Here is a 23,804-nt window from a genome sequence, read left to right on the forward strand (position 1 = left end):
AGCGCGGCGGCGGGGCGGGCCGGGACGCGGCGGGGGCCGGGGACAGGGCGGCGGCACGGGGCGGGCGGCCGAATCCCGAGGAGAAGATCCCGTAGACGGCGGCCGCCGCCACCCCGAACGCGCCGAGCGCGAGCGCGGCCCGCCACCCATGCCCGCCCCGCCCGGAGTGCCCGTACTGCGCGGAATTCCAGGACTGCCAGGGCTGCCCGGAGTGCCCGTGCTGCCCGGAGTTCGCGTCACGGCGGGGGGCGTCCTGGCGGAGACGCGGGGTCGTCGCCTCAGGGGTCATGACCGTAGGATCCCTGGTCCGCCGCCGTCCGTGGTCCCGTTCGTACGACTGGACGGCACGAGTCGTACGAACGGACGGCACGGCCGGCGACGGCACGCGGGTCACTTGGCCGGTTCGATCCCTTCTGCGATCTTCTTCAGCTCGGCCATGGCGTCGACCTTCTTGGCGTACGCGGGGCTGATGTACACCTCGACCGCCAGCCGGTCACGGACGAAGAAGCCGATCGTGGCCGTGGTGTCGTCCCTCGCCGTCTGCGCCACCTCGCCGCCGTCGGTGAGGTGGGCGAGGTAGCCCTCGCGGCCGCCGACCTCGACGGCGGGCAGGGTGCCGATCCGGTCCCGTACCCGCTGGGTGGCCTGGCCCTCGAACACGACGACCTGGACGCCGTAGCCCTGGGACTCGTCCCCGCCGGGCGAGAAGGAGGTGGTGTAGCTCTTCTTGCCGAACCCGTTCTTGCCGGACCACCGGCCCCAGGCGAGGCCGTCGGGCAGGTAGCCGAGGTGGATCCCGCCGAACGTGCGGCCGTCGCCGAGATCTCCGAGGTCCTGCGGGGGCTGGGCCGGGGACGCGGGGGTGAGCATGACGCGCCCGCCCCTGGCGAGCTGCGCGCCGGCGGCCGGCTCCTGCCGGAGGACGATCTTGCCGGCCTCCTCGGCGCTGAGCGTCTCCGGATCGTCCACGACCAGTCCGGCCGCCTTGAGCTGGTCGATGGCGCTGGTGACGGTCATGCCCGTGACGTCCGGCACGGTGACGGATTCGACCACCACCCGGTCCTGGCCCGTTGCCGGGTCGGCGGCGGGCGAGGTGGCGACCGGGGCGGGCCCTAGGGTGCCGAGCGCCAGGGGCACGACCACGGCGACGGCCGCGGTCACGAGCGCCGCGCCGGCCGTGCGGAGCCTGATGACGTGGGCGCGGCGCCGGCGGCGCACCGTCCGCCCGAGCGTGGGCGGCGCCTGCACGTGGCCGACGTGGCGCTCCATGGCCTCCGCGAGGAGGTCCTCCACCTTCATCGCAACGCTCCTTCCGTGACGTTCATGCGTTCGCGGATCCTGGCGAGGCCGCGGGCGGCCTGTGACTTGACGGTGCCTGGCGAGCAGCCGAGCAGGGCGGCCGTCGACGCCTCGGACTGGTCCTCCCAGTAGCGGAGGACGAGCACGGCCCGCATCCTGGGCGGGAGCCTGCGCAGCTCCTCGAAGAGCGCGTCGCGCAGGTCGAGGTCGGGTGAGGGCGCGGCCGTCTCCGGCGGCCGCGCGAACGTGATCTCCTGGATCAGGCGGCGGCGCCGTGCCCTGCTGATCGCCGCGTTGACGACGACCTTGCGCGCGTACGCCTCGGGATTGTCGCGCCGGATCCTGGGCCAGTGCCGGTAGACCTTCTCCAGCGCGTGCTGGACGAGGTCCTCGGCGTCGTGGCTGGTGGCGCCACAGACCAGGATCGCGGTGCGCATGAGCGAGGTGCTCCGGGCGGCGAGGAACTGGTCGAACGCCGCTTCGTCTTCATCGGTCATGTGCGGGGGTCCCCTTTCGCCCCTCTCCAACGCGTGAGTGCCAGGTCAGGTTGAGTGGCACCATAGGGAAATGGCACGCCCGCTCGACGCTCTCCCCAAGGCTCACCTGCACCTCCACTTCACCGGCTCGATGCGCCACTCGACGCTCATCGACCTGGCCCGGGAGCAGGGTCTGCACCTCCCGGACGCCCTGGAGCAGGACTGGCCGCCGCGGCTGCGCGCCACCGACGAGCGCGGCTGGTTCCGGTTCCAGCGGTTGTACGACATCGGGCGGTCGGTGCTGACGCGGCCGGAGCACGTCTACCGGCTGCTGCGGGAGACGGCCGAGGACGAGGCGGCCGAGGGGTCGCGGTGGCTGGAGATCCAGGTGGACCCGTCGGGTTACGCGCAGCGGTTCGGCGGGCTGACGGCGACGATGGAGCTGGTGCTGGACGCGGTGGACCGGGCCGCGGAGCACGCGGGCGTCGGGATCGCGGTGGTCGTGGCGGCCAACCGGACGCGGCATCCGCTGGACGCCAACACGCTGGCGCGGCTCGCGGGCCAGTTCGCCGGGCGTGGGGTGGTGGGGTTCGGGCTGTCGAACGACGAGCGGCGGGCGCAGGCGCGCGACTTCGAGCGGGCGTTCCGGATCGCGCGGCGGGCCGGGCTGCTGGCGGTGCCGCACGGGGGCGAGTTGCTGGGGCCGCGCAGCGTGGCGCAGTGCGTGGACGACCTGCAGGCCGACCGGGTGGGTCACGGCGTGCGGGCGGCCGAGGACGAGCGGCTGATGGAGCGGCTGGCGGCGCGGGGCATCTGCTGCGAGGTGTGTCCCAGCTCGAACGTGGGGCTCGGGGTGGTGGAGCGTCCGGCCGACGTGCCGCTGCGGCGGCTGTTCGAGGCGGGGGTGCCGATCGCGCTGGGCGCGGACGACCCGCTGCTGTTCGGCTCGCGGCTGGCGCGGCAGTACGAGCTGGCGCGGGAGGTGTACGGCTTCGGCGACGCGGAGGTCGCGGAGCTGGCGCGGCAGTCGGTGCGGGCGTCGGCCGCGCCGGAGGCGACGCGCAAGGACCTGCTGAAGGAGATCGACGACTGGCTGGCGGCTCCGGCGACCTGACCGTGGAGGCCGGCCCAGGGATCGGCCCAGGGATCAGCGCAGTGAGTCGGCGATGCGGGCGGCGCGGGCCTTGTCGCCGGCGCCCTCCAGGCGGTGGCCGACTCCGCCCGACTCCCAGATGAGGGTGGGGGCGGCCTGCCGGAGCGGCACGGAGGTGCCGTCCTCGCGCCTGAGGTAGCCGAGGGGGTGGGCGCCGCCGATCCACAGGGCTTCCACGCCGCCGGCTTCGACCTGCTCGGGAAAGGGCGGGCCGAGCTGTTTCCACAGGTACGGGCTGATGGTGCCGTCGAACTGGTCGAGGCGGAGGCCGCCGGGCCACAGCATGGACACGACCCGCCCGCCGTCGGAGACGGTGACGGCGGACGGCGGCCCGAGGGCGCCGGGGGTTCTGACGGGGAAGCGGACCAGGGCGCGGGCCCGGTCGAGGGTGACGACGCGCTCGCCGGGCAGCGGGGTGGGCGAGACGACGGGCTCGGGCGCGCCGCCGAGGCGCAGCTCGATCCCGGCGTAGTTGAGGATCTGGGTCACGGCGGCCCTGCCCTGCGGAGTGGCGGCGGTGACGGCGGCCACGGCCAGCACGGCGGCGGCGATGACGGCCCACCTGCGCCTGCGCTCCAGCCGGCGCCGCGGGACGCCGGGGGCCGCCTCGACTCCCTCGCCGCCCAGGCGGGCGCGGACGCGCGCCGCGACGTCGGCGGGCGGCGGGGCGGGCACGTCGAGGGAGTCGCCGAGGGCGGACAGCTCGGCTTCGAGGCCACCGAGGCCGTCGAGACCGCCCAGGCCGTCGTGATCGTCCGGACCGTCGTGATCGTCGTGATCGTCGTCGTGGGGCTCACGCGAGCTCACCGCCCACCTCCTCCCTCAGCCGGGCCAGTCCGCGGTGCGTGCTGGACTTGACGGTGCCCACGGGACGGCCGAGCACCTGCGCGGTCTCGGCCTCGGTGAGCTGTAAGAAGTACCGGCAGACGACGGCGTCGCGTTCGCCGTCGGGCAGGGCGCGTACCGCCTCCAGCAGGCGCGCGCGGCGGTCCCTGGCCACGGCCGCGCCCTCGGGGTCGTCGGGCGCGACGGGGTCGGCGACGGCGCCGAGCCGGACGGTCAGGCCGTTCCTGCGACCGCGCGAGCGGGTGAGGTTGTGCGTCTCGTTGGCCACGATGCGCAGCAGCCACGGGCGGAAGGGAGAGCCGCGCCGGAACGACGGCAGGTGCCGGTAGGCCTTGACGAACGCCTCCTGCACCACGTCCTCGGTCTCGTCGGCGGCGCCGAGCAGGCCGGCGGTGCGGTGGGCGAGCGTGCTGTACCGGGCGACCAGCGCCTCGTAGGCGGTCAGGTCGCCGGCGAGGGCTCGGGCGATCGCCTCGTCGTCGTCCATGGGCGTGTCAGATTCCATCGCATCGAGGACGGACTGGGAAGGGCGTTCGGCGCATCATGTGACCTTCGGCGCCGCCCGGGCACTAGACTCGGGCCAATCCGCGAGCCCTTAAAGGAACGGGACTATGTCTTCAGGGTATGACCGTGTAGTGCAGCCGGCGGCCGGCGACGAGGCGTTGGAGAACCACCTCGGAGGCGACGAGGCCAAGAACTACCGGCAGTACGAGCTGGACATGGTCGCCCCCCACGTCGGGCGGTCGATGCTGGAGATCGGTTCCGGTCTGGGCCACTTCGCCGAGCAGTTCCTGCCGCGGCTCGACCGGCTCGTGGTGAGCGACTTCGACCCCTACTGCGTCGAGCAGCTGCGCAAGCGGTTCGCCGGCCGCGACGACATCGACGTGCTCCAGTTCGGGCTGCCGACCGACATCCCGCTGGAGGACAAGGTCGACACGGTCGTGATGATGAACGTCCTGGAGCACATCGAGGACGACGCCGGGGCGCTGCGCTCGCTGGCGAACGTGACGCTGCCGGGCGGGCGGATCATCATCTGGGTGCCGGGCTACATGCAGCTGTACGGAGACTTCGACCGCAAGGTGGGTCACGTGCAGCGCTACACGCCCAAGACGCTGCGCTCGACGGTCGCCAAGGCGGGGCTCGACATCGACGTGCTCAAGCCGATCAACTTCCTGGGCGGCATCGCCTGGTGGGCCGCGGTGCGGCGGGGCGGGGTGGGCTACCCCGACCCGCGGCTGGTGAAGATCTACGACCGCACGGTGGTGCCGGCGACACGGCTGATCGAGCGGTTCATCACGCCGCCGTTCGGCCAGACGGTCTTCTGCGTGGCCCGCGTCCCCAGCTGAGCGTCCCCGGCCGATCCGGTCACTTGATGGAGCCGGCCGTCAGGCCGCCGACGACCTTCCGCTCGATCAGCGCGAACAGAATGATCACCGGGATGGTCGCGATGACGGAGCCGGCGAACAGGTTCTGCCAGTCCACCTGATACTGGCCGATGAACGAGTTGAGCGCCACGGTGAGCGGCTGGTTCTCGGGCGTGGTGGTGAGGGTGAGCGCCACCACGAACTCGTTCCACGCGGCGATGAAGGTGAAGATCAGCGCCGTGATGACGCCGGGCATGGCGAGCGGCAGCGTGATGCGGAACAGCGCGCCGAAGCGGCCGTTGCCGTCGATGAACGCGGCCTCCTCAAGCTCGCGCGGGATCGAGGAGAAGTAAGCGTTGAGGATCCACACCGCGAACGCCAGGTTGAACCCGCCGTTGACCAGGATGAGCGACCAGATCGAGTCGACCAGCCCGAACTGGAAGAACTCGCGGTAGATGCCGACGAGCATGGCGGTCGGCTGGAACATCTGGGTGACGAGCACCAGGATGAGGAACGCGGTGCGCCCCCGGAAGTTGTGCCGGGCGGAGTAGTAGGCGGCGGGCAGGGCCACGAGCAGCACGAGGATCGTGGACCCGGCGGCCACCTTGAGGGTGACCATGAGGTTGCCGGCCAGGCCGCCGCTCCAGAAGTTGGCCAGGTTCGACCACTCCCACGTCGAGGGCAGCAGGCTGGCGTCGCGCAGCGACTCCTGGGGCCGGAGCGAGGTGAGCAGCATCACCAGGTACGGGAACACGAAGATGAACGCGATCACGTAGGCGGCGGCCGCGGTGATCGTGGTCTTGAGCGCGGGCAGGGCCCGGCTGGGAGTGGGCCGTTGCCGGGTGTGCTGCCGGGCGGTGGCGGGGGGCGCGGTCGTGACGGCCATCAGGCCACCTCCTTGTTCCAGCGGGAGACCTTGAGGAAGACCACGGTCAGGATCAGCACCATGCCGAAGTTGACGACGGACATGGCGGCGGACTCTCCGATGTTCGAGCCCTTGAGGATGAACATGAGGATCGTCGAGGTGGCCGTGGAGTAACCGGGCTGGCCGTGGGTCATCGCCCAGATGATGGGGAAGCTGTTGAAGACGTTCATCACGTTGATGAGCGCGGCGACGGTCAACGCGGGCCGCAGCAGGGGCAGCGTGATGGACCAGTACGTGCGCAACCTGGACGCGCCGTCCATCTTGGCCGCCTCGTAGACGTCCGCCGGGATGGTGGCCAGGCCCGCGAGCAGCGCGTACGTGGTGAACGGCACGGAGACGAAGACGGCGACGAAGATCAGCCACGGCATGGCGGTGGAGGCGTCGCCGAGCTGGTCGGCCGAGGCGCCGCCGAGCGCGTCGATGAGGCCGAGCTTGAGCCGGATCTGGTTGATGACGCCGACCTCGGGGTCGAGCATGCACTTGAAGACGATCGCGGTCATCAGCACGGACGCCGCCCAAGGCGCGATGAGCGCCCAGCGGGCGACGCGGCGGCCGGGGAAGCGCTGGTTGAACAGCTGGGCGAGGGCGAGCGAGACGAGGACGGTCAGGGCGACGACGGCGACGACCCAGATGACGCTGCGGAGCATGATGTCCGCGAAGTCCTTCTCGTCGAACAACTTCTCGTAGTTGGCGAAACCGTTGGAACCCTGCACCACCCCGAACCGGCTGATCTTGAGGAACGACGACCGGATCATCTCGACGACGGGCCAGAGCACCACGACCGCGATGAGCACGGTGGCCGGCCCGATCCAGGCCAGCGGCTCCAGGGCGCGCAACCTTCTCATGAACTACCTTCCATGACGGTACGGCCGGCGTCCCGGCTGCGAGACGCCGGCCGTACAGTGCCCCCGAGGGGTCAGCTGGCGTCGGCGGTCTTCTGGAGCTCGCCGAGGACCTTGGCCGGGTCGTCCTTGACGGCCCCGCCGATGGTCTGCTTGATCGCCGGGTTCACCTCGGCCCACTTGGGGTCCTGGAACGGGTAGAAGCTGGCGTTGGGCAGCCCGTCGAGGAACGGCTTGAGCTTCTCGTCGCTCGACAGCTTCTGGACGCCGCTGGTGGTGACGGGCAGCAGCTTGTACGTGTCGCTGATCTTCTGGGCGGCGGAGCCGGTGTAGAAGAAGTCGAAGAACTTCTTGATCTCGGCGGCGTGGCCGTTCTTGTTGAACGCCATGATCCAGTCCATGACGCCGAGCGTGGTGTCCAGCGGGCCGCTCTTGCCGGGGATGGGCGCGACGCCGTACTTGTCCTTCAGGCCGGCCGCGTCGAAGATCGGGATGGACATGGGGCCGCCGTTGACCATGCCGACCTTGCCGGCGCCGAAGTCCTCCCAGACCGTCTTGCGGTCCTTGGTGCCGGGGTTCGGGGTGGTCAGGCCGGCGTCGACGAGGCCCTTGAGGTAGGTGAACGTCTCGACGTTCTGCGGGGAGTTGATCGCCCACTTGCCGGAGGCGTCCTTGTAGCCGCCGCCGTTGCCGAGCATCCACAGGAACGACTCGCCCTGGGCCTCCTCCTGGCCGAGGGGCAGACCGAACGGCTGGCTGACGCCGGCCTTCTTCAGCTTCTCGGCGGCGGCCTTGAGCTCGTCCCACGTCTTGGGCGGCTCGGCGACGCCCGCCTTGGTGAACAGGTCCTTGTTGTAGAACAGGGCACGGGCGGAGGAGACGAACGGGATGCCGTAGGCGGTGCCGTCGACCTTGCCGAACTCGGCGAACTTCTGCAGCAGGTCGCCGGAGACGTTCGGGGAGAGCACCTCGTCGGCCTTGTAGAGCAGGCCGTCCTTGACGAAACCGGAGTAGTCGCCGGTCTGCAGGATGTCGGGCACCTGGCCGTTCTGGACCATGGTGGCGACCTGCTTGTCGATGTCGTTCCAGTTGATGACCTGGACGTCGACCTTGATGTTCGGGTTGGCCTTGGTGAACTCGTCGGTGACGCCCTTCCAGAAGGTCTCACCCGAGTTCGGCTTGCCGGGGCCGTCGCCGTAGTCGGCGGCGACCATCTTCAGCGTGACCTGGCCCCCTTCGGAGGCCTTCTGGTCGCCGGCCGAGCCGGACTCCGACCCGCAGCTGGACAGGACCATCATGGCCGCCACGCCGAGAGCGGCGCCGCCCGCAAGCTTGATTCTCACCTGTGTACCGCCTTCTCGTCGGACGGGTTCCGCTGGTCCGTACCAGTCGTCGCCCCGCCCGGAGGGTTTTGGGGGCGCGTGAGCCACCGCTCCACGCGTTTGCGTCAGCGTAAGCCCGGTTTTGGATGGCGGTCTATACCGGATCGTCTCGGTTCGACAACATCTGGATGGGAAAGCGCTCACCTCCGGTCTAGACCGGCTGTCAGATGATCTTCCTGCGGACGTTCTCCCCGCCCTCGGGCGATCCGACCCACGGCCCCTCCACCGACGGGTCCAGCACGCCTTCCTCCAGGAACGTGTAGCGGCCGTCGAGCACGTACCGGGCCAGGCGGACGTCCTCCCTGTCGCTGTTGTCCCAGAGCCGGGCGAACAGGGCGTCGGCGCGCCGCCTGGCCTGCCGGCAGAAGGTGTCGGCCAGCTCGTACGGCCGGCGCCCCAGGTCCGCCTCGTCCTCCTCGGCCTTCACGCAGACCGCGGTCATGGCGAACAGCTCGGCCCCGGCGTCGACGATCCGGCCCAGGAACGCCTGCCGGTGCTCCAGCCGCCCCTGCCAGCGCGACATGCCGTAGAACAGGGACCGGGCGAGCTTGCGGCTGGTCCGCTCCACATACCGCAGGTGGGGGGCCAGCGGCCCGAAGTCGGCGTACGAGGTCGGCAGGTCGCCCGTGCCGGCCACCAGGGTCGGCAGCCAGCGGGCGTAGAAGCCGCCGGCCCGTCTGAGCGCGCGGACGCGCGCCTGCCGGGAGGCGCCGGGGTCGATGAGCTCGCCGGCGGCCGACAGGTGGGCGTCCACCGCCTCGCGGGTGATGAGCAGGCGCATGATCTCGGAGGAGCCCTCGAAGATGCGGTTGATGCGGGAGTCGCGCAGCATCTGCTCGGCGGGCACGCCCCGCTCGCCGCGGGCGGCCAGCGACTCGGCGGTCTCGTAGCCGCGGCCTCCCCTGATCTGGACCAGCTCGTCGAGCGCCTGGTAGGCCATCTCGGAGGCGTACAGCTTGGCCAGGGCGGCCTCGATGCGGATGTCGTTGCGCCGGTCGTCGGCCATGCGGCTGGTCAGGTCGCAGACGGCCTCCAGGGCGTACGCGGTGGCCGCGATGAAGGAGATCTTGGTGGCGACGGCCTCGTGCCGCCCGATCCCCCGGCCCCACTGGACGCGGGCGTTACCCCACTCGCGGGCGATCTTCACGGCCCACTTGGCGTTCCCGGCGCAGGTGGCGGGCAGCGACAGGCGGCCGGTGTTGAGCGTGGTGAGGGCGATCTTCAAGCCCTGTCCCTCGCGGCCGATGAGGTTGCGGGCCGGCACCCTGACCTGCCGGAACTCGGTGACGCCGTTCTCGATGCCGCGCAGGCCCATGAAGCTGTTGCGCCGCTGGACCGTGATGCCGGGGGTGTCGGCCTCGACCACGAACGCGCTGACCTTCTCCCCGGTGCGGGCCATGACGACGAGCAGGTCGGCGACGACGCCGTTGGTGGTCCACAGCTTGACGCCGTCGAGCACGTACGCGTCGCCGTCGCGCACCGCGGTGGTGGACAGCCGGGCGGGGTCGGAGCCGACGTCCGGCTCGGTCAGCAGGAACGCGGAGATCTCGCCCCGCGCGCACCGGGGCAGGAACTCGCGCTTCTGCTCCTCGGTGCCGAACAGCTTGAGCGGCTGGGGCACACCGATCGACTGGTGCGCCGACAGCAGGGTGGCCAGCGCGGGGCAGTACGAGCCCACCAGCATGAGGGCGCGGCAGTAGTACAGGTACGGCAGGCCGAGCCCGCCGTACTCCTCGGCGATCGTGATGCCGAACGCCCCGAGCCCCGCCAGCCCCTTGACCACCTCGTCGGGCACCTGCGCGGTGCGCTCGATCTCGGCGGGATCGACGTGCGCGTCGAGGAACCTGCGCACCGCGCGGACGAACTCCTCGCCCCGCTTGGCGGCCTCGTCACCGGGCACCGGCGCCGGACGCACGAGGTCCAGCCGGAAGTCTCCGAGGAACAGCTGTTTCGCGAAGCTCGGCCGGGTCCATTCCTTCTCGCGGGCCTGCTCGCCGAGCTCTCTCGCCTTCGCGTACTCGCTCATGGCATCCTCCCGCCGACGTTACGCTCCCCCGGGATGCCTGTGTACCCGGCGCTCCGGCGGGGTCATCCCAAGAGATCGTCACGCCTGCCACCGGATGCCGGCTCACGCGGCGGGCACGCGCGGCAGCGGGCGGCGCGCGGCGGCGCGCGTCAGGACCAGGGCCGCCAGCGCCAGCGCGACCGGCACCAGCAGGTACGGCCCGCAGCAGGCGAGCGCGACGACCGCGAGCACGGTGGCGGTGGCGGCCGTGGCCCGCAGCCGTCCGCGAGGCAGCACGCGCACCGCCGCCGCCGTGCCCGCCGCGGTCACCGCCGCCAGGCAGGCCGACGTGGCCCGCATCAGCGTGTCGAGGTCCACGGTCCAGACCAGTGCCAGGACCGTCACCGCGCCGGTCGCCACGGCCAGCAGCCCCAGGCTGCGGTACGGCGTGCGGCCAGGACCGCCGCCCTCGGCGTACCAGGCGGGCAGCGCGCCGTCCCTGGCCAGCGCGGCGCCGAGGCGCGAGGCCCCGGCGACGTAGGTGTTGATCGCACCGAACGTGAGCAGCACCGCCACCCCGCCGACGACCGGCCGGGCCGCGGCGCCGACGCCGGTCTCCAGGAGCGCGGCCAGCGGCACCGGGGTCTCGGCCGCGTCCCGGCCGAGCACGCCGACCGTGGTAAAGGCCACGCCCAGGTACAGGACCGAGACGACGGCCAGCGTGGTCACGGTCGCCCTGGTCAGCCCGCGGCCGTCGGCGAACTCGGCCGACAGGTGGCTCGCCGCCTCCCAGCCGACGAAGGCGAACAGCAGCACCCCGGCCGCGTCCGCGACCCCCGCCACGCCGTACGGGGCGAATGGCGTGAAGCGGGCGGCCTCGGCGTGCGGCGCGGCCGTGACCACAGCGACGGCCAGCACCGTCACCAGGGCCAGCACCATGCCGAGCTGCAACCGCCCGGAGGTGCGCAGCCCCGCGGCGTTGGAGGCGAACGCCAGCAGGAGCAGGCCCCCGGCCACCACCCAGGTCCCGGTCCGGGAGCCCGCGCCGACGGCGGCGGCCACGTACTCGCCGCCCACCAGCGCCCCGGCCAGCGTGCCCACGGGGACGGCCCCGTAGAACCACCAGCCCACGACGGCCGAGGCGCGCCGGCCGAACGCCAGCCCGGCGAAGCTGGCCACTCCCCCGCCGTCGGGATAGCGGGCGCCGAGCGCGGCGAAGGTGAGCGCCACCGGCACGCTGAGCAGCAGCAGCGCGGTCCACGCCAGCACCGAGGCGGGCCCGGCCGCCGCGGCCGCCAGGTGCGGGAGCACCAGCATCCCCGGCCCGAGCACCGCGCCCACCAGCAGCGCCGTCCCCTGTACGGCCCCCAGCCGCCCCGTCTTCTGTCCCGTCGTACCGCTCATGACCCGAAAAACTAGTCATTCGAGCGCCTTATCGGGGTTCACACCGAACGGACGGCCGGAAGCGGTGCCAGACTGCCGTCATGGACGAACTTGATTCGGCGATCGTGCGGCTTCTCCAAACAGATGCGCGCCAGTCCAACCGGGAGCTGGCCCGCAAACTGGGCGTGGCGGCCTCCACCTGCCTGGAGCGGGTGCGCTCGCTCACCCGCCGGGGCGTGATCCGCGGCTACCACGCCGACATCGCCCCGGCGGCGCTCAACCGGTCGGTCCAGGCGATGGTCTCGGTGCAGGTTCGGCCGCTGAGCCGGGCGGTCATCGACGCGTTCAAGCAGTCGGCGGCGGAGCTGCCCGAGGTGCTCAGCGTGTTCGTGCTGGCGGGCGGGGACGACTTCCTGCTGCACGTGGCGGTGCAGGACCTCGACCACCTGCACGCGTTCCTGCTGGACCGGCTGAGCAAGCGGCGCGAGATCGCCGGTTTCCGCACCTCGGTCATCTTCCAGCAGGTCCACGACACCGCGCCGACCCGCCTCCCCGACCCGCAGGACTAACCGGGGAACCGCAGGTAGGTCACCGGCACGGCGTCCACCAGCCACACCCCGTTGGGGCTGACCCTGAACGCGTGCCCGTCCTCGTGCATCGCCCCGGCGTCCACCGCCAGCACGACCGGCCGCCCCCGGCGCGCCCCGACCCTGGTGGCAGTCTCACGGTCAGCCGAAAGGTGCACGTGGTGGCGTCCCATCGGCCGCAGCCCCTCGGCCCGTATCGGGGCCAGGCTCCGGGCCACGGTGCCGTGGTAGAGGTACGGCGGCGGCACGGCCACCGGCAGGTCAAGGTCGACCGGCACCGAATGACCCTGGTTGGCGCGGATCCGGCCGTCGCGCAGCGCGAACCGCTGCTTGTCGTTGCCGGCCACGACCAGCTCCAGCTCCGCCCGCGTGATGGCGAACCCGTGCGCGGCGGCGGCCGCCAGCAGCGTGTCCACCTCGACCCAGCCGTGCGGGTCGAGCTCGACGCCGATGCGGCCGGGATCATGCCGCAGGTGCCTGGACAGGTACTTCGAGACGCGCACCATGCGCCGATCGTCCATATCGCGGGAGGATAGCGGGCGAATAATCAGTTGCGCCCGTTCCGCGGTGCCCTCTACCGTCTAGGACATGCGCCTTTACTCGTGATTCGGCGGGGCCGACCTCGATCGGCCCGGCCCTCCGGCAGCCCATCAGCCGTGCGGTGACCATGCCCGCCGGCGAGTCCGTTTCAGACGCGGCAGCTGCTTGCCGACCGGCTTTCCAGGCCGCGTCGCGAGTCACGTGAAGGAGCTTCGTATGCGAGTACATGCAGGCAACAAGCGAAACAAGAAGGCCCCGAGTCTTCCGGGATCCCCGGCGTCGCCGGTCCCGCAGCGGATGCCCAAGCTGCCGCCGCGGCCGATCGCCCCGCCTCGGCGCATCCCGTCCAAGGGGCGCTAGACCACTACCGGGATGGTGGTGAGTGCGGCGCGCGGCCCGTACGCCATGGGCCCCCGCACACCACCGCGGCGCCCCGGCCTCCACGTGGGGCCGGGGCGCCGCGCTGGACCGCCTCGTGCATCAGTCGTTCGTCAGAGACGCTCGATGATGGTGACGTTGGCCTGGCCGCCGCCCTCGCACATCGTCTGCAGGCCGTACCTGCCGCCCGTGCGCTCCAGCTCGTGCAGCAGCTTGGTCATGAGGACGGCGCCCGTGGCGCCCAGCGGGTGGCCGAGGGCGATGGCGCCGCCGTTGGGGTTGACCCGGGCCGGGTCGGCGCCCAGCTCCTTGATCCAGGCCAGCGGCACCGGCGCGAACGCCTCGTTGATCTCCACCACGTCGATGTCGTCGATCGACAGACCGGCCTTGTCCAGCGCCTTGCGGGTGGCGGGGATCGGCGCGGTCAGCATGTAGACCGGGTCGTCGCCCATGAGGGCGAGCTGGTGGATCCGGGCGCGCGGCGTCAGGCCGTGCTCGCGTACGGCCTGCTCGGAGGCGAGGAGCACCGCGCCCGAGCCGTCGGAGATCTGCGACGACGTGGCCGCGGTGATCCGGCCGTCGTCCTTCAGCGTCTTCAGGGAGGCCATCTTCTCCAGCGACGTGTCGGGCCGGGGGCCCTCGTCGTCCTCGACGCCGCCGACGGGCGCGATCTGGTCGCGGAAGTAGCCGTTGGCGACGGCCTTGGCCGCCCGCTGGTGCGACTCGAACGCGAACCGCTCCAGCTCCTCGCGGGTGAGGCCCCACTTCTGGCACATCAGCTCCGCGCCGCGGAACTGCGAGATCTCCTGCTTGCCGTACCGCTCGACCCACTTGTCGCCGAACGGGAACGGCATGCCCTTCTCCAGTGCGGCGGTGATCGACGAGCCCATCGGCACGATGCTCATCGACTCGACGCCGGCCGCCACCACCAGGTCCTGGGTGCCGGACAGCACGCCCTGCGCGGCGAAGTGGATCGCCTGCTGCGAGGAGCCGCACTGCCGGTCGATCGTGACGCCGGCGGTGGTCTCGGGGAGCCCCGCCGACAGCCACGCGTTGCGCGCGATGTCCATGCTCTGCGGCCCGAACTGCATCACACAGCCCATGATCACGTCCTCGACCGCCACGGGGTCGACGCCCGTGCGGTCGATCAGCGCCTTGAGCGTGTGCGCGGCCAGGTCAGTGGGGTGGACGGTGGACAGGCCGCCCTTCTTCTTGCCGACCGGGGTGCGGACCGCCCCGACGATGTACGCCTCTGCCACAGTGCCTCCTGAAACCGAGCATTATTCGGTTATAGGGAGAGACTACAACAGAACGATCCTCTACGCCGTTCCCGGCTCAACGCCCTTCCCGGCCGGGGGCAGCAGATCCGCCGCCGCGTCCACCCGGAACCGCCACCGGTCCACCACCAGGCCGTTCAGCGCCTCGGCCAGCCGCAGCGCCAGCACGCCCAGCCGCTCGCCGTCCTCGCCACGCAGCTCGATCGCCGTCAGATCCGAGGCGAACGGCAGCAGCTCCTGCACGGCCGGCGGCCGGCCCTTCTGCGGCACCACCAGGACCCGCACCCCGTCGCCGCTGTGGACGAACTCCTCCTCCTGCTCGACCTCGCCCAGCTCGGCCTCCAGCCGGGGCAGGAGCTCGTCGTCCGCCGGCCGTACGGGGACGATCACGGCGGGGCCTCCGCCCTCCTCGTCGGCGGGGTCGCTCACCTCGCCCCTGCACACCGCGAGCCCGCCCAGCCGGAACGCCAGGCCCTCGGCGAGGTAGCGGTCGAAGAAGTCGAAGGGCAGCGGCCCCTCGGCCGACACCCGCACCGCCCAGACCTGCTCCAGCATGCCGCCCACCAGGTCGGGCTCGGCCTCCACCGGCGCGTGGACCCGGACGTCGGCCGCCACGACGTCCTCACCGTCCTCGCGGGCGTCGGGATCGGCCAGTCGTACCAGGCGCAGGAGCTCGCCCTTGGCCGGCTTGGCGGGCAGCGCCGCCGTCGGGCCAGTACGCAGTCTCCGCTTCGCCATCCAGCCCATGCTCGCCTCCGCGATCAGCTTCGATAGGAGCTCGTCATCGTCGCGTAGACGATGATGTTATCGGTGTAGTGACCGATCGTGCGGTTGTACGAGCCACCGCAGGTGATGAGGTGAAGCTGCGCGTTGGCCCGGCTGCCGTAGACGCGCTCGGTGGGGAACGTCTTCTTGCTGGCCTGCTCGATGCCGCCGACCGTGAAGACCGCCGTGACGCCGTCCTGGCGCTTGACCTCGATGGTGTCGCCGTTGCGCAGCTCGTGCAGGCGGCTGAAGACGGCGCTTCGCGTACGGGTGTCCTTGTGGCCCAGCATGACCGCGGCGCCGGCCTCGCCCGGGGTGGCCATCTCGCGGTACCAGCCCACGAGGTTCGGGTTGTCGGCCGGCGGGACCTGGATCGTGCCGTCCTTGGCCAGGCCGATCGACTTGATCGGGGCGTTCACGCCGAGCTTCTTGATCACCACGCGGAGCGGGGTGGAAGGCTGCATCGGCGGCGCCGGGTCGGGCAACGGCAGGGGCGGCGGCACGGTCGGGGCCGCGTTGAACAGCGCCTGTGCCGGCTGCCCCGTGGCCTTGCCGTCCGGCTGGGCGTCCAGGGCGAGCTGGTCGCGCTGCGCGGCCAGGCCGTACTCCTCGGGCGAGTTGAAGACGATCAGCATGCCGGCCACCACCGTGATCACCCCGGCGATGGCGGCCAGGATCAGGACAATCCGCAGGGCCCTGCCGCCCGGGTCCTGGGGCGGCTCGCCGTAGGGGTAGTGCGGTGCCATGGCGCCGTCAGCCCTGGGTCGCGCCGCGACGGCGCATGGCCAGCCCACCGGCACCGGCGGCCAGGATCAGCGCGGATCCCACCAGCACGAACATCCGCCCGTCGGGGCCCATCTCCCCACCGCTACCGGTGTTGGCACCGGCCTTGGGCGTCTTGGAGGACCGCTTCGTGGGGGTTTCGACCACGGTGACGTAGCTGGTCTTGGTCTGCTTGGGGGTGGCGGTCGTCTTGGTGGGGGTCGGGGTTGGGGTGGTCGGCGTGGTGGTGGGGGTGGAGGTCGTGCTGGGTGTGGAGCTGGTGGACGGCGTTCCGGTGCCGACGACGAGGTTGACCGAGGGCCCACCGGATGCGCCGGGGACGCACTCGTACCAGGCCGCCCCGTTCACCTTGAGAGAGAAGCCGCCGCCCTTCAACGCGACCGTCCCCGTGGCGGTCGGACGCACCAGGAAGGTCATGGTCGGCAGGGGCATGGGCGAGTTCGGTGACACGGTCATATAGGGGCTGGCGGTCGCTCCCCCGGTCACCGCCGTGCTGGGCACCGGGCTCCCGCTGGGGGTCACCGTGCCCTCAGCCACGACGGCGCTCGACGGCGTGATCGCGGCGGTCGCCAGGAGCTGGCTCGGAGTGGCGGTGGGCTGGCGGATCTCCCACGTAACAGTGACAGTCGCGCTGGGGCTGGGCTGCACAGCGGGTGTCTTCAGCTCCATCTGGAATGGCACGTTGGAGGCGACGCCGCCCGGCTGGGCCGTGCAGCTGTAGACCACGTCGACGGGGGTCGCCAGGGCAGCCACGGCGGGGATGACACCGAAGATACCTGCACCTACTGCGGCTAAGGCGGATGTCTTGAGGGCGAGGCGGTGCCTCGCCTTGGACGTCAGCACTGTCCTTCTCCGTTTCGGCACAGGTTCAACAGGCGTACCAGACTGGCAGCCATTGGTCACGGTTAGGTTGAGATCTTACGAACACTCCCTGTAAATCTCCTGTAAACCGAGAAACCCGTGCAAGTCGGGCACTAGCCCTTCTTCTTGGACAGCGTGGCGTAAACGATGATGTTGTCCGTGTAGGAGTGGGCCGTCTTGTTGAAGACGCCCCCACACGTGATCAGCCTGAGCTGCGCGTTCGCCGTGTTGCCGTACACCCGGCTGGTCGGGAACGAGTTCTTGCCGACCTGCTCGATCCCGCTGACCGTGAACTTGGTCACCTTCTTGTCCGAGCGATACACGTAGATCGCGTCACCCTTGGCCAGCTCCCGCAGGCGGTAGAACACGGCGGCGCCCTTGCGGGTGCTCACGTGGCCGTTGATCACCGAGGGGCCCAGCTCGCCGGGCACCGGCGAGAAGCGGTACCAGCCCGTCTGGTTGGGCTTGGTCAGCGGCGGCGTGGTCAGGTTGCCCTTGAGGTCCACCGTGACGGACCCGACCAACGCGTTCACCTTGATCTTGGGGATCTTGATGCGAGTCGGCGCGGGCTTCTTCTTGGCCGTGGTCTTGGCGGGCGGGATCGGCGCCACGACCGGGGCCGCCGCCAGGGGCGGCGGGGCGTCGGGGCGGGCCGGGGTCAGCGGGACGTTCTTGCCGCCCGGGCCGACCGTCGGCGACAGCACGAACGCGCCCGCCGCGTTCTGGATCTCCACGGTGCTCGGCCCGGCCTGCGCCACCGTTCCGGGAACGGGGCCGGACCCGTCGTCCACGGCCGGGATCAGCGAGAGCAGCCCGACCATGATCGCGCCCACCCCGCCCAGCGAGCCGGCGACCAGCAGCGCCGGCATGGCCCTGTTCAGCGCCGCCCGACGCGCCTGCTTCCGCTCGTCCGCCGGCGCCTGCGGCAGCGCGGCCGGCTGGGGGTTCGGCTGCTCGTCCGGCTGGGGGTTCGTGTGCTCGGTCATCAGCGCTCTCCTCCGGCGTGCGCGGCCTGCCGCCTGCGCAGCAGCAGCCCGCCCGTGGCACTTCCCATCAGCAGCAGCGAACCGCCGGCGATCAGCCCGTACGAGGAGCTCGCGGGCTCCGGCGCCTCACCCGTGTCCACCCCGCCCTTGGGCGTCTTGGCCACCTGGGCCTTCACGTACTTGGTGGTGGTCGGCTTGGGCGACCTGGTCGGCGTCACCGTCGCCGTCGCCGTGGCCGTCCTGACGCCTCCGGTGACCACGCTGACGTGACTCGGGCCGGGGGTGTGGGAGTAGGGCGAGGAGTTCGTCGGGTCAGGCGTGCCGGGCGTGGTCGGGGTGCGGGTGGGCGTTTGCGACGTCGAGGGGGAAGTGCTCGGGCTGTTCGACTGCGTCGGGGTGGCGCCCGGCACGTTCACCTCGATGGCCCCCGGGTCGCCCTGGAGGGTGCAGGTGGCCTCGTTGTGCGAGGGCGGCTCGGTGATCTCACCGGTGGTCACCCGGAACGCGTCCACGTGCGCGGTCTTGTCATCACCGTCGGCGACGTTGACGACCTCGATCGTGTGCGGCCCGTACTTCAGCTCCGACGACTCCCAGAGGACCTCCTTGGACCTGGTCCCGGTCATCGGCACGCCGTTGCGGTCCTTGCCCGGCTCGACCAACGGGTCGGTGACCGTGTTGCCGTCCAGCAGAATCCGCACGGGGCCGAGCCCCGGCTCGCGCCGGCCGATGTAGGCCACCTGGGTGCCCTTGAACTCCAGCTTGGCGATCGCGTCCTTTTCCGTGGTCGTGTGCAGGTCGTAGATGTGGTCCGCGTACTGCTCAGGGGTCTGGTGGTGCGTCCAGCCGCCCGAGTACGTGATGACGTCGTTGTTGTCGTTGACCGTGACCTCGCCCTTGGCGGGCTTGAACCGCACGACCAGGCCGGCCGGCTTGACCCGGATGGTGCCGGAGCGCTGCACGGAGCCCGCGTCGGACAGGCCCGACGGCAGCTTCAGGAAGTCGCCCGGCACGAGCTCTGCCTGCTCCTGGGAGCCCTTCGGCCGGAGCTGGCCGTCCCAGGCTCCGGTGATGTCCACGGTGCCTTCCAGGTTCAGCGTGGAGCCCTTCGGGAAGAAGCCGGGCGAGCCGAACTGCTTGCCGCCCAGATACTTGATCGACCAGCCGACGTCGAGCATGCCGGCGGAGGTGAGCCTGGGCGTGACGAGCGCCTCCAGCTGCACGCCGCCCGAGCTGCCGGCGACACCTCCCGTGCAGAAGTACTTGGCGACCAGAGACGTCTCTGCCTGTCCTGGCTGGGATGCCACCACGAAGGCGGCGGACGCGGCCATGCCGACCGTTGCGGCGATCAACGCCTTGCGCCACCGATTCACCGGACACTCCGCTCACACATAGACCGAAGGTAGATCTTAAGGTCGATACCACTTTCAATCAGGCGATGTTCGGCACTTGTGATGAAGCCGTGTCCACGCCCCGAAAACCGGTGCCCGACCGGGTATACCTCGGGGTAACAGAATCGTATTCTGGCGTCCGTTCACGCCTGCCTGGAGGAGACCGATGGAGCGAGACCTCTTCGAGGAGGAGCACCTGCTCTTCCGCGAGACCGTGCGCGAGTTCATGGCCCGCGAGGTGGTCCCGCACCACGGCCGCTGGGAGAAGGACGGCATCGTCCCGCGCGAGGTCTGGAAGAAGGCCGGCGAGCTCGGGATGTTCGGCTTCTCGGTCCCCGAGGAGTACGGCGGCGCGGGCGTCACCGACTTCCGGTTCAACACGGTGATCGTCGAGGAGATCATGCGCCACGGCGCCACGGGCCTCGGGTTCTCCCTGCACAACGACGTCATGGCCCCGTATCTGGTGGAGCTGACCGACGACGCGCAGAAGCAGCGGTGGCTGCCGGGCTTCGCGAGCGGCGAGCTGATCACCGCCATCGCGATGACCGAGCCAGGCGCCGGCAGCGACCTCCAGGGCGTGCGCGCCACCGCCGTCCGCGAGGGCGACCACTACGTGCTCAACGGGCAGAAGACGTTCATCACCAACGGCGTCAACGCCGATCTCGTCGTGGTCGTGGCCAAGACCGACCCCGAGGCCGGCGCGCGGGGCATCACGCTGCTCGTGGTGGAGCGCGGGATGGAGGGGTTCGGCCGGGGCCGCAACCTCGACAAGATCGGGATGAAGGCGCAGGACACGGCCGAGCTGTTCTTCGAGAACGTCCGCGTGCCCGTGGCCAACCGGCTCGGCCCAGACGACGGCCAGGGGTTCTTCCAGCTCATGCGCAACCTCCCCCAGGAGCGCATGTCGATCGCGGTGGCCGCGGTCGCCGCGGCGGAGGCCGTGCTGGAGCAGACCGTGGAGTACTGCCGGGGCCGGCAGGCGTTCGGCCGGAGCATCGGGTCGTTCCAGAACACCCGGTTCGTCCTGGCGGAGCTCGCCACCGAGACCGAGATCGCCCGCCACTACGTCGACAAGTGCGTGCTCGCGCTCAACGCCGGGCGGCTGACGGCGGTGGACGCGGCCAAGGCCAAGTGGTGGACCACCGAGCTGCAGAACAAGGTCATCGACCGCTGCCTCCAGCTCCACGGCGGCTACGGCTACATGATGGAGTACCCCGTGGCCAAGGCCTGGGCGGACAGCCGGGTGCAGACCATCTACGGCGGCACCACCGAGATCATGAAAGAGATCATCGGCCGGTCGTTCGGGTTCTAGAGAGACGCGGTCGTCCAGCGCACGCCGGGCCTCGCGGCGGCGCATACTGGCAACCATGGACAGCGGCCTGATCCTCCTGGTGTTCCTCGCGTTGCTGTTCGCCTGGGTCCTGAACCGCGTGCGGCGCGCGCTGCGCCTGGGCGCCGTCGGCTACGCCGGCATCATGATCGTATTCGTGATCGTCATGCTGCTCCTGTGGGGCCAGACCTTCCGCTGACCCTGCCGCACCGCCCTAGCCGCCGCTGCCCTCCAGCAGGACCCGCGCCACCAGCTCCGGGTCGTCGCTCATCGGCACGTGGCCGCACCCGAGCAGCAGCTTGACCCGCTGCCCCGACCACCGGGCCGCGCGCACGGCCTGGCGGCGCGGCAGCAGCCGGTCGTGCTCGCCCCAGGCGATCGTGATCGGCGCCTTGGGCGGCGCGGGCGGCATCATCCCGGCGAACGACTCCAGCGTCTCCTCGAACCCCGGCGCCGCGACCAGCGCCTGCGAGGCGGCGACCAGCGCCTCCGGCGAGAGCCTGGACGGGTGGGCGACCAGCAGGCCGGCGCTCACCGCCCGGCCCGCCGGGGTGGAGGCGGCCCGGACGGCCTGCTCCGGCGACAGCGCGCCGGCCGCCGCCCGCATGGCGCGCAGCGCCGTCCGGCCGTACAGGAGCTCCGAGCGCGACCAGAAGCCGGCCGGCGACAGCGCGGTGGCGGTGCGGACCACGCCGCGCGAGGCCAGCTCCAGCGCGATGTAGCCGCCCAGCGAGTTGCCCGCCACGTGCGGCTCCCGCACCCCGAGCAGGTCGCAGAACGCCTCGACCGCGTCGGCCAGCGACTCCGCGGTGTACGGCGTGCCGGCGGGCAGCGGTGGCGAGACTCCGAACCCGGGCAGGTCGAGCGCGATCACGGTGCGCGAGGCGGCCAGCCGGTCGATCACCGGCAGCCATGCCTGCCAGTGGTGGCCGATGCCGTGGACGAGGATCAGCGGCGCGCCGGTGCCACGCCGCTCGAAGGCCAGCTCCATGCCGACGAGTGAACCACTCAGCGGCTACGGGTGGGAATCTCGAACCAGACGGCTTTGCCTTCCCTGGTGGGTCGCGAGCCCCAACGCCGGGCCAACTGGTCCACCAGGTAGAGGCCGCGGCCGCCCTCGTCGTTCTCCCCCGCGCTGCGGATGCGCGGCAGCCGCAGGTCCTGGTCGAACACCTCGACCCAGACGGCCTCGTCGCCCCGCCGCAGCCGCAGCGTGAACTCCTTCTCGCCCACGACCTCGTCCTCGAAGCCCGGCACGTCCCACGACTCGTCGAACGGCAGCGGCCCGTCCACGGTCAGCTCGCGGCGCGGCACGGTGGCGGTCGCCGCGTGCAGCACCACGTTGGTGACGACCTCCGACACGAGCAGGCAGGCCAGCTCGGCCCGCTCCCCCGGTACGTTCCACGCGTCGAAGGCCTCTGACGCCATGCGGCGCGCCTCGCCCACCATGATCGGCTGGGCGGGGAACGTGCGCTCCTCCACGTCGAGATCGGCCTGGCTGGAGCGGACCACGAGGATCGCCATGTCGTCGTCGATCTCGCCGGGCACGGCCACCGTGGCGGCGTCGGCCACCCGCTCCACCTCGGCGTCGGCGTACTTGGCGAGCTTCTCGCGCAGCACGCCCAGCGTCTCCTCGTCGCTCGCCATCTGGCCGTCGCGGTTGGGGCGCCGGTCCACCAGGCCGTCGGTGTAGAGCAGCAGGGCGGCGCCGGGCGGCAGCACGCGGGTCTGCTCCTTGTAGACGAGGTCGGCGTGCAGGCCCTTGGCGCGCACGCCCAGCGGCTGGCCGACGTCCTCGATGTCCATCTCGACGCACTCGCCGTCGACCAGCAGCAGCGGCGGCGCGTGGCCGGCGTTGGCGAACGACAACGTGCGCGACCAGGCGTCGTAGACGAGGTACTGGCAGGTCACGATGGGCGGGACGCTGATGTCGGCGCCGTTGTCGTCCTTCTCGGGAGTGGCGATGATGCGCGTCCACTCGTCGAGCCGGGCGAGGATGTCGGCGGGCGACTTGTCGTCCTGGGCGAAGGCCCGCAGCGCGGCGCGGAGCTGCCCCATGATCGCCGCGGCGCGGGCGCCCCGGCCCTCGACGTCGCCGATGACGATGCCGACCCGGCCGGCCGACAGCGGGATCACGTCGTACCAGTCGCCGCCGACCTGGGTCTGGATGCCCTGGCCGTGGGAGGCGAGCGGCGCCGCCGGGTAGTAGCGCACCGCGATCTGCAGCCCGTCGAGCTGCGGCAGCGCCCTCGGCAGCAGGTGCTTCTGGAACGACTCGGCGGTGTGGCGCTCCTCCTCGAACAGCAGCGCGTTGTCGATGGCGAGCGCGACCCGGGTGGCGATGGCGCCGACGAAGTCACGGTCGAACGCGTCGTAGTGGGGGCTGCGCCGGTCGGTCAGGTTGGACAGGCCGAGGTACATCTGGCCGAGGGTCTCGCCGCGCACGCACAGCGGCGCCACGATCGCGGAGGTCATGCCGACCTCGCCGCACAGCTTGGCGCTGTTCTCGCTCGGGCTGGGGAAGCTGTTGACCGCGAAGTCCTCGACGAGGATCGTCTCCTGGCGGCGCATCGCGACGTCGGCGTAGTGGCCGGGAGGGTAGCGGATCTCCGCGCCGACCGGCTTCCAGGTGCCGGGCGGCGGGGTCCAGCCCTGCACGTGCTGCGACACCCGGCGCACCAGGCGGTCGCCCTCCATCAGCTCGATGAAGCAGTGGTCGGCGAACTGCGGGACGAGCATCTCGGCGACCCGCTTGAGCGTCTCCTCGACGTACAGGGAGCCGGCGAGCCGCTCGCCGATGCGCTCCAGCAGGCCGAAGCGGTCCTTCTCGCGCTCGTTGCTGCGCAGCGCCTCGCGGGCGGTGATCACGATGCCGGTCACCGAGCCGGAGGGATGGCGCAGCGGCACGGCCTGGGCGCGCACGTAGACGATCGTGCCGTCGCCGCGCCGGACGTCGAACGTGCCCTCCCAGACGCCGCCCTTGAGCACGTGCTTGGCCAGCTCGACCGCGAGCGGATGGTCCTTCTCCAGGATGCCGAGGGACAGCACCGACGTGTCACCGGCCACGGACTTGCCGGGCCGGCCGAACAGCTTCTCCGCGAACGGGTTCCAGTACAGGAGGTTGCTGAAGCGGTCGGTCACCACGACCGCCATCTCGGCGTGGTCCAGGACGGACTCCGCGGCGAGCTGGTCGGCCGCGTCCTCGGAGAGATCCCCCCAGCGCTTCATCCGGAG

At 71.4% G+C, this 23,804-nt stretch carries 23 protein-coding genes and 1 pseudogene; 5 read left to right on the plus strand and 19 right to left on the minus strand.

Features of this window, described 5'->3' with window-relative positions:
* The 3 genes and pseudogenes from MTP10_RS00005 to MTP10_RS00015 form a co-directional block, all read right to left on the minus strand.
* A pseudogene (locus MTP10_RS00005) lies at positions 1-289 on the minus strand (hypothetical protein); the annotation flags it as partial.
* 101 nt (positions 290-390) lie between these two features.
* Positions 391-1,299, minus strand: coding sequence for a PASTA domain-containing protein (locus MTP10_RS00010; protein ID WP_310706824.1), 909 nt, complete (start codon positions 1,297-1,299; stop codon positions 391-393).
* Positions 1,296-1,796 (minus strand): SigE family RNA polymerase sigma factor, encoded by a 501-nt coding sequence (locus MTP10_RS00015; RefSeq protein ID WP_310706825.1) that lies wholly within the window; start codon positions 1,794-1,796, stop codon positions 1,296-1,298. Before MTP10_RS00015 ends, MTP10_RS00010 begins: the two co-directional genes overlap by 4 nt.
* A 70-nt stretch (positions 1,797-1,866) precedes the next feature.
* On the opposite strand from MTP10_RS00015, the gene MTP10_RS00020 reads away from it, so the two are divergent.
* The gene (locus MTP10_RS00020) at positions 1,867-2,889 is read left to right on the plus strand and encodes an adenosine deaminase (protein ID WP_310706826.1); all 1,023 of its coding nucleotides are present in this window, start codon (positions 1,867-1,869) and stop codon (positions 2,887-2,889) included.
* 33 nt (positions 2,890-2,922) lie between these two features.
* Here MTP10_RS00020 and MTP10_RS00025 read toward each other — a convergent pair whose 3' ends face one another.
* Both MTP10_RS00025 and MTP10_RS00030 read right to left on the minus strand, forming a co-directional pair.
* Positions 2,923-3,735 (minus strand): hypothetical protein, encoded by an 813-nt coding sequence (locus MTP10_RS00025; RefSeq protein WP_310706827.1) that lies wholly within the window; start codon positions 3,733-3,735, stop codon positions 2,923-2,925.
* The gene (locus MTP10_RS00030; protein WP_310706828.1) at positions 3,722-4,279 is read right to left on the minus strand and encodes an RNA polymerase sigma factor; all 558 of its coding nucleotides are present in this window, start codon (positions 4,277-4,279) and stop codon (positions 3,722-3,724) included. The genes MTP10_RS00025 and MTP10_RS00030 overlap by 14 nt, the downstream gene beginning before the upstream one ends.
* A 106-nt stretch (positions 4,280-4,385) precedes the next feature.
* On the opposite strand from MTP10_RS00030, the gene MTP10_RS00035 reads away from it, so the two are divergent.
* Positions 4,386-5,120, plus strand: a complete 735-nt coding sequence (locus MTP10_RS00035) for a methyltransferase (RefSeq protein ID WP_310706829.1) — start codon at positions 4,386-4,388, stop codon at positions 5,118-5,120.
* A 19-nt stretch (positions 5,121-5,139) separates the two neighbouring features.
* Here the strand turns inward: MTP10_RS00035 and MTP10_RS00040 are convergent, their stop codons facing one another.
* The 5 genes from MTP10_RS00040 to MTP10_RS00060 all read right to left on the minus strand — a co-directional run bounded on the left by MTP10_RS00040 (position 5,140) and on the right by MTP10_RS00060 (position 11,696).
* Entirely contained in the window at positions 5,140-6,024 is an 885-nt protein-coding gene (locus tag MTP10_RS00040) for a carbohydrate ABC transporter permease (protein ID WP_310706830.1), read from the minus strand.
* A complete protein-coding gene (locus MTP10_RS00045) occupies positions 6,024-6,908 on the minus strand; it encodes a sugar ABC transporter permease (protein ID WP_310706831.1) in 885 nt (294 codons plus the stop codon). Before MTP10_RS00045 ends, MTP10_RS00040 begins: the two co-directional genes overlap by 1 nt.
* Before the next feature lie 71 nt (positions 6,909-6,979).
* Positions 6,980-8,248, minus strand: coding sequence for an extracellular solute-binding protein (locus tag MTP10_RS00050; protein ID WP_310706832.1), 1,269 nt, complete (start codon positions 8,246-8,248; stop codon positions 6,980-6,982).
* Positions 8,249-8,450: 202 nt separating this feature from the next.
* Positions 8,451-10,313: an acyl-CoA dehydrogenase family protein gene (locus tag MTP10_RS00055; protein ID WP_310706833.1), complete on the minus strand. Its 1,863-nt coding sequence runs from the start codon at positions 10,311-10,313 to the stop codon at positions 8,451-8,453.
* Positions 10,314-10,415: 102 nt separating this feature from the next.
* Positions 10,416-11,696, minus strand: coding sequence for an amino acid permease (locus MTP10_RS00060; protein WP_310706834.1), 1,281 nt, complete (start codon positions 11,694-11,696; stop codon positions 10,416-10,418).
* Positions 11,697-11,776: 80 nt separating this feature from the next.
* Here MTP10_RS00060 and MTP10_RS00065 point away from each other — a divergent pair, with 80 nt between their 5' ends.
* A complete protein-coding gene (locus MTP10_RS00065; protein ID WP_310706835.1) occupies positions 11,777-12,244 on the plus strand; it encodes an Lrp/AsnC family transcriptional regulator in 468 nt (155 codons plus the stop codon).
* On the opposite strand, the gene MTP10_RS00070 is transcribed toward MTP10_RS00065, so the two are convergent.
* The 7 genes from MTP10_RS00070 to MTP10_RS00100 form a co-directional block, all read right to left on the minus strand.
* Entirely contained in the window at positions 12,241-12,783 is a 543-nt protein-coding gene (locus MTP10_RS00070; RefSeq protein WP_310706836.1) for an RNA 2'-phosphotransferase, read from the minus strand. The two genes, MTP10_RS00065 and MTP10_RS00070, sit on opposite strands and share 4 nt — an antisense overlap.
* A gap of 510 nt (positions 12,784-13,293) precedes the next feature.
* Positions 13,294-14,439, minus strand: coding sequence for an acetyl-CoA C-acetyltransferase (locus MTP10_RS00075; RefSeq protein ID WP_310706837.1), 1,146 nt, complete (start codon positions 14,437-14,439; stop codon positions 13,294-13,296).
* 60 nt (positions 14,440-14,499) lie between these two features.
* On the minus strand, positions 14,500-15,195 hold the full coding sequence (locus MTP10_RS00080) for a hypothetical protein (protein ID WP_310706838.1): 696 nt from the start codon (positions 15,193-15,195) through the stop codon (positions 14,500-14,502).
* 23 nt (positions 15,196-15,218) lie between these two features.
* Positions 15,219-15,968, minus strand: coding sequence for a class F sortase (locus MTP10_RS00085; protein WP_310706839.1), 750 nt, complete (start codon positions 15,966-15,968; stop codon positions 15,219-15,221).
* Between the two features lie 7 nt (positions 15,969-15,975).
* A complete protein-coding gene (locus MTP10_RS00090) occupies positions 15,976-16,758 on the minus strand; it encodes a hypothetical protein (RefSeq protein WP_310706840.1) in 783 nt (260 codons plus the stop codon).
* Positions 16,759-16,979: 221 nt separating this feature from the next.
* A complete protein-coding gene (locus MTP10_RS00095) occupies positions 16,980-17,852 on the minus strand; it encodes a class F sortase (protein ID WP_310706841.1) in 873 nt (290 codons plus the stop codon).
* Positions 17,852-19,222 (minus strand): hypothetical protein, encoded by a 1,371-nt coding sequence (locus tag MTP10_RS00100; protein WP_310706842.1) that lies wholly within the window; start codon positions 19,220-19,222, stop codon positions 17,852-17,854. The genes MTP10_RS00095 and MTP10_RS00100 overlap by 1 nt, the downstream gene beginning before the upstream one ends.
* A 184-nt stretch (positions 19,223-19,406) precedes the next feature.
* Between MTP10_RS00100 and MTP10_RS00105 the strand changes: the two genes are divergently transcribed.
* Together MTP10_RS00105 and MTP10_RS00110 are read left to right on the plus strand one after the other, a co-directional pair.
* Positions 19,407-20,552, plus strand: a complete 1,146-nt coding sequence (locus MTP10_RS00105) for an acyl-CoA dehydrogenase family protein (RefSeq protein WP_310706843.1) — start codon at positions 19,407-19,409, stop codon at positions 20,550-20,552.
* A gap of 55 nt (positions 20,553-20,607) precedes the next feature.
* On the plus strand, positions 20,608-20,769 hold the full coding sequence (locus tag MTP10_RS00110; protein ID WP_310706844.1) for a hypothetical protein: 162 nt from the start codon (positions 20,608-20,610) through the stop codon (positions 20,767-20,769).
* 15 nt (positions 20,770-20,784) lie between these two features.
* Here MTP10_RS00110 and MTP10_RS00115 read toward each other — a convergent pair whose 3' ends face one another.
* Entirely contained in the window at positions 20,785-21,561 is a 777-nt protein-coding gene (locus tag MTP10_RS00115; protein WP_310706845.1) for an alpha/beta fold hydrolase, read from the minus strand.
* 17 nt (positions 21,562-21,578) lie between these two features.
* Positions 21,579-23,798 (minus strand): SpoIIE family protein phosphatase, encoded by a 2,220-nt coding sequence (locus MTP10_RS00120; protein WP_310706846.1) that lies wholly within the window; start codon positions 23,796-23,798, stop codon positions 21,579-21,581.
* Positions 23,799-23,804: the final 6 nt, after the last annotated feature.

It is taken from the genome of Nonomuraea sp. 3-1Str (assembly GCF_031570565.1).
Classification (GTDB): Bacteria; Actinomycetota; Actinomycetes; order Streptosporangiales; family Streptosporangiaceae; genus Nonomuraea.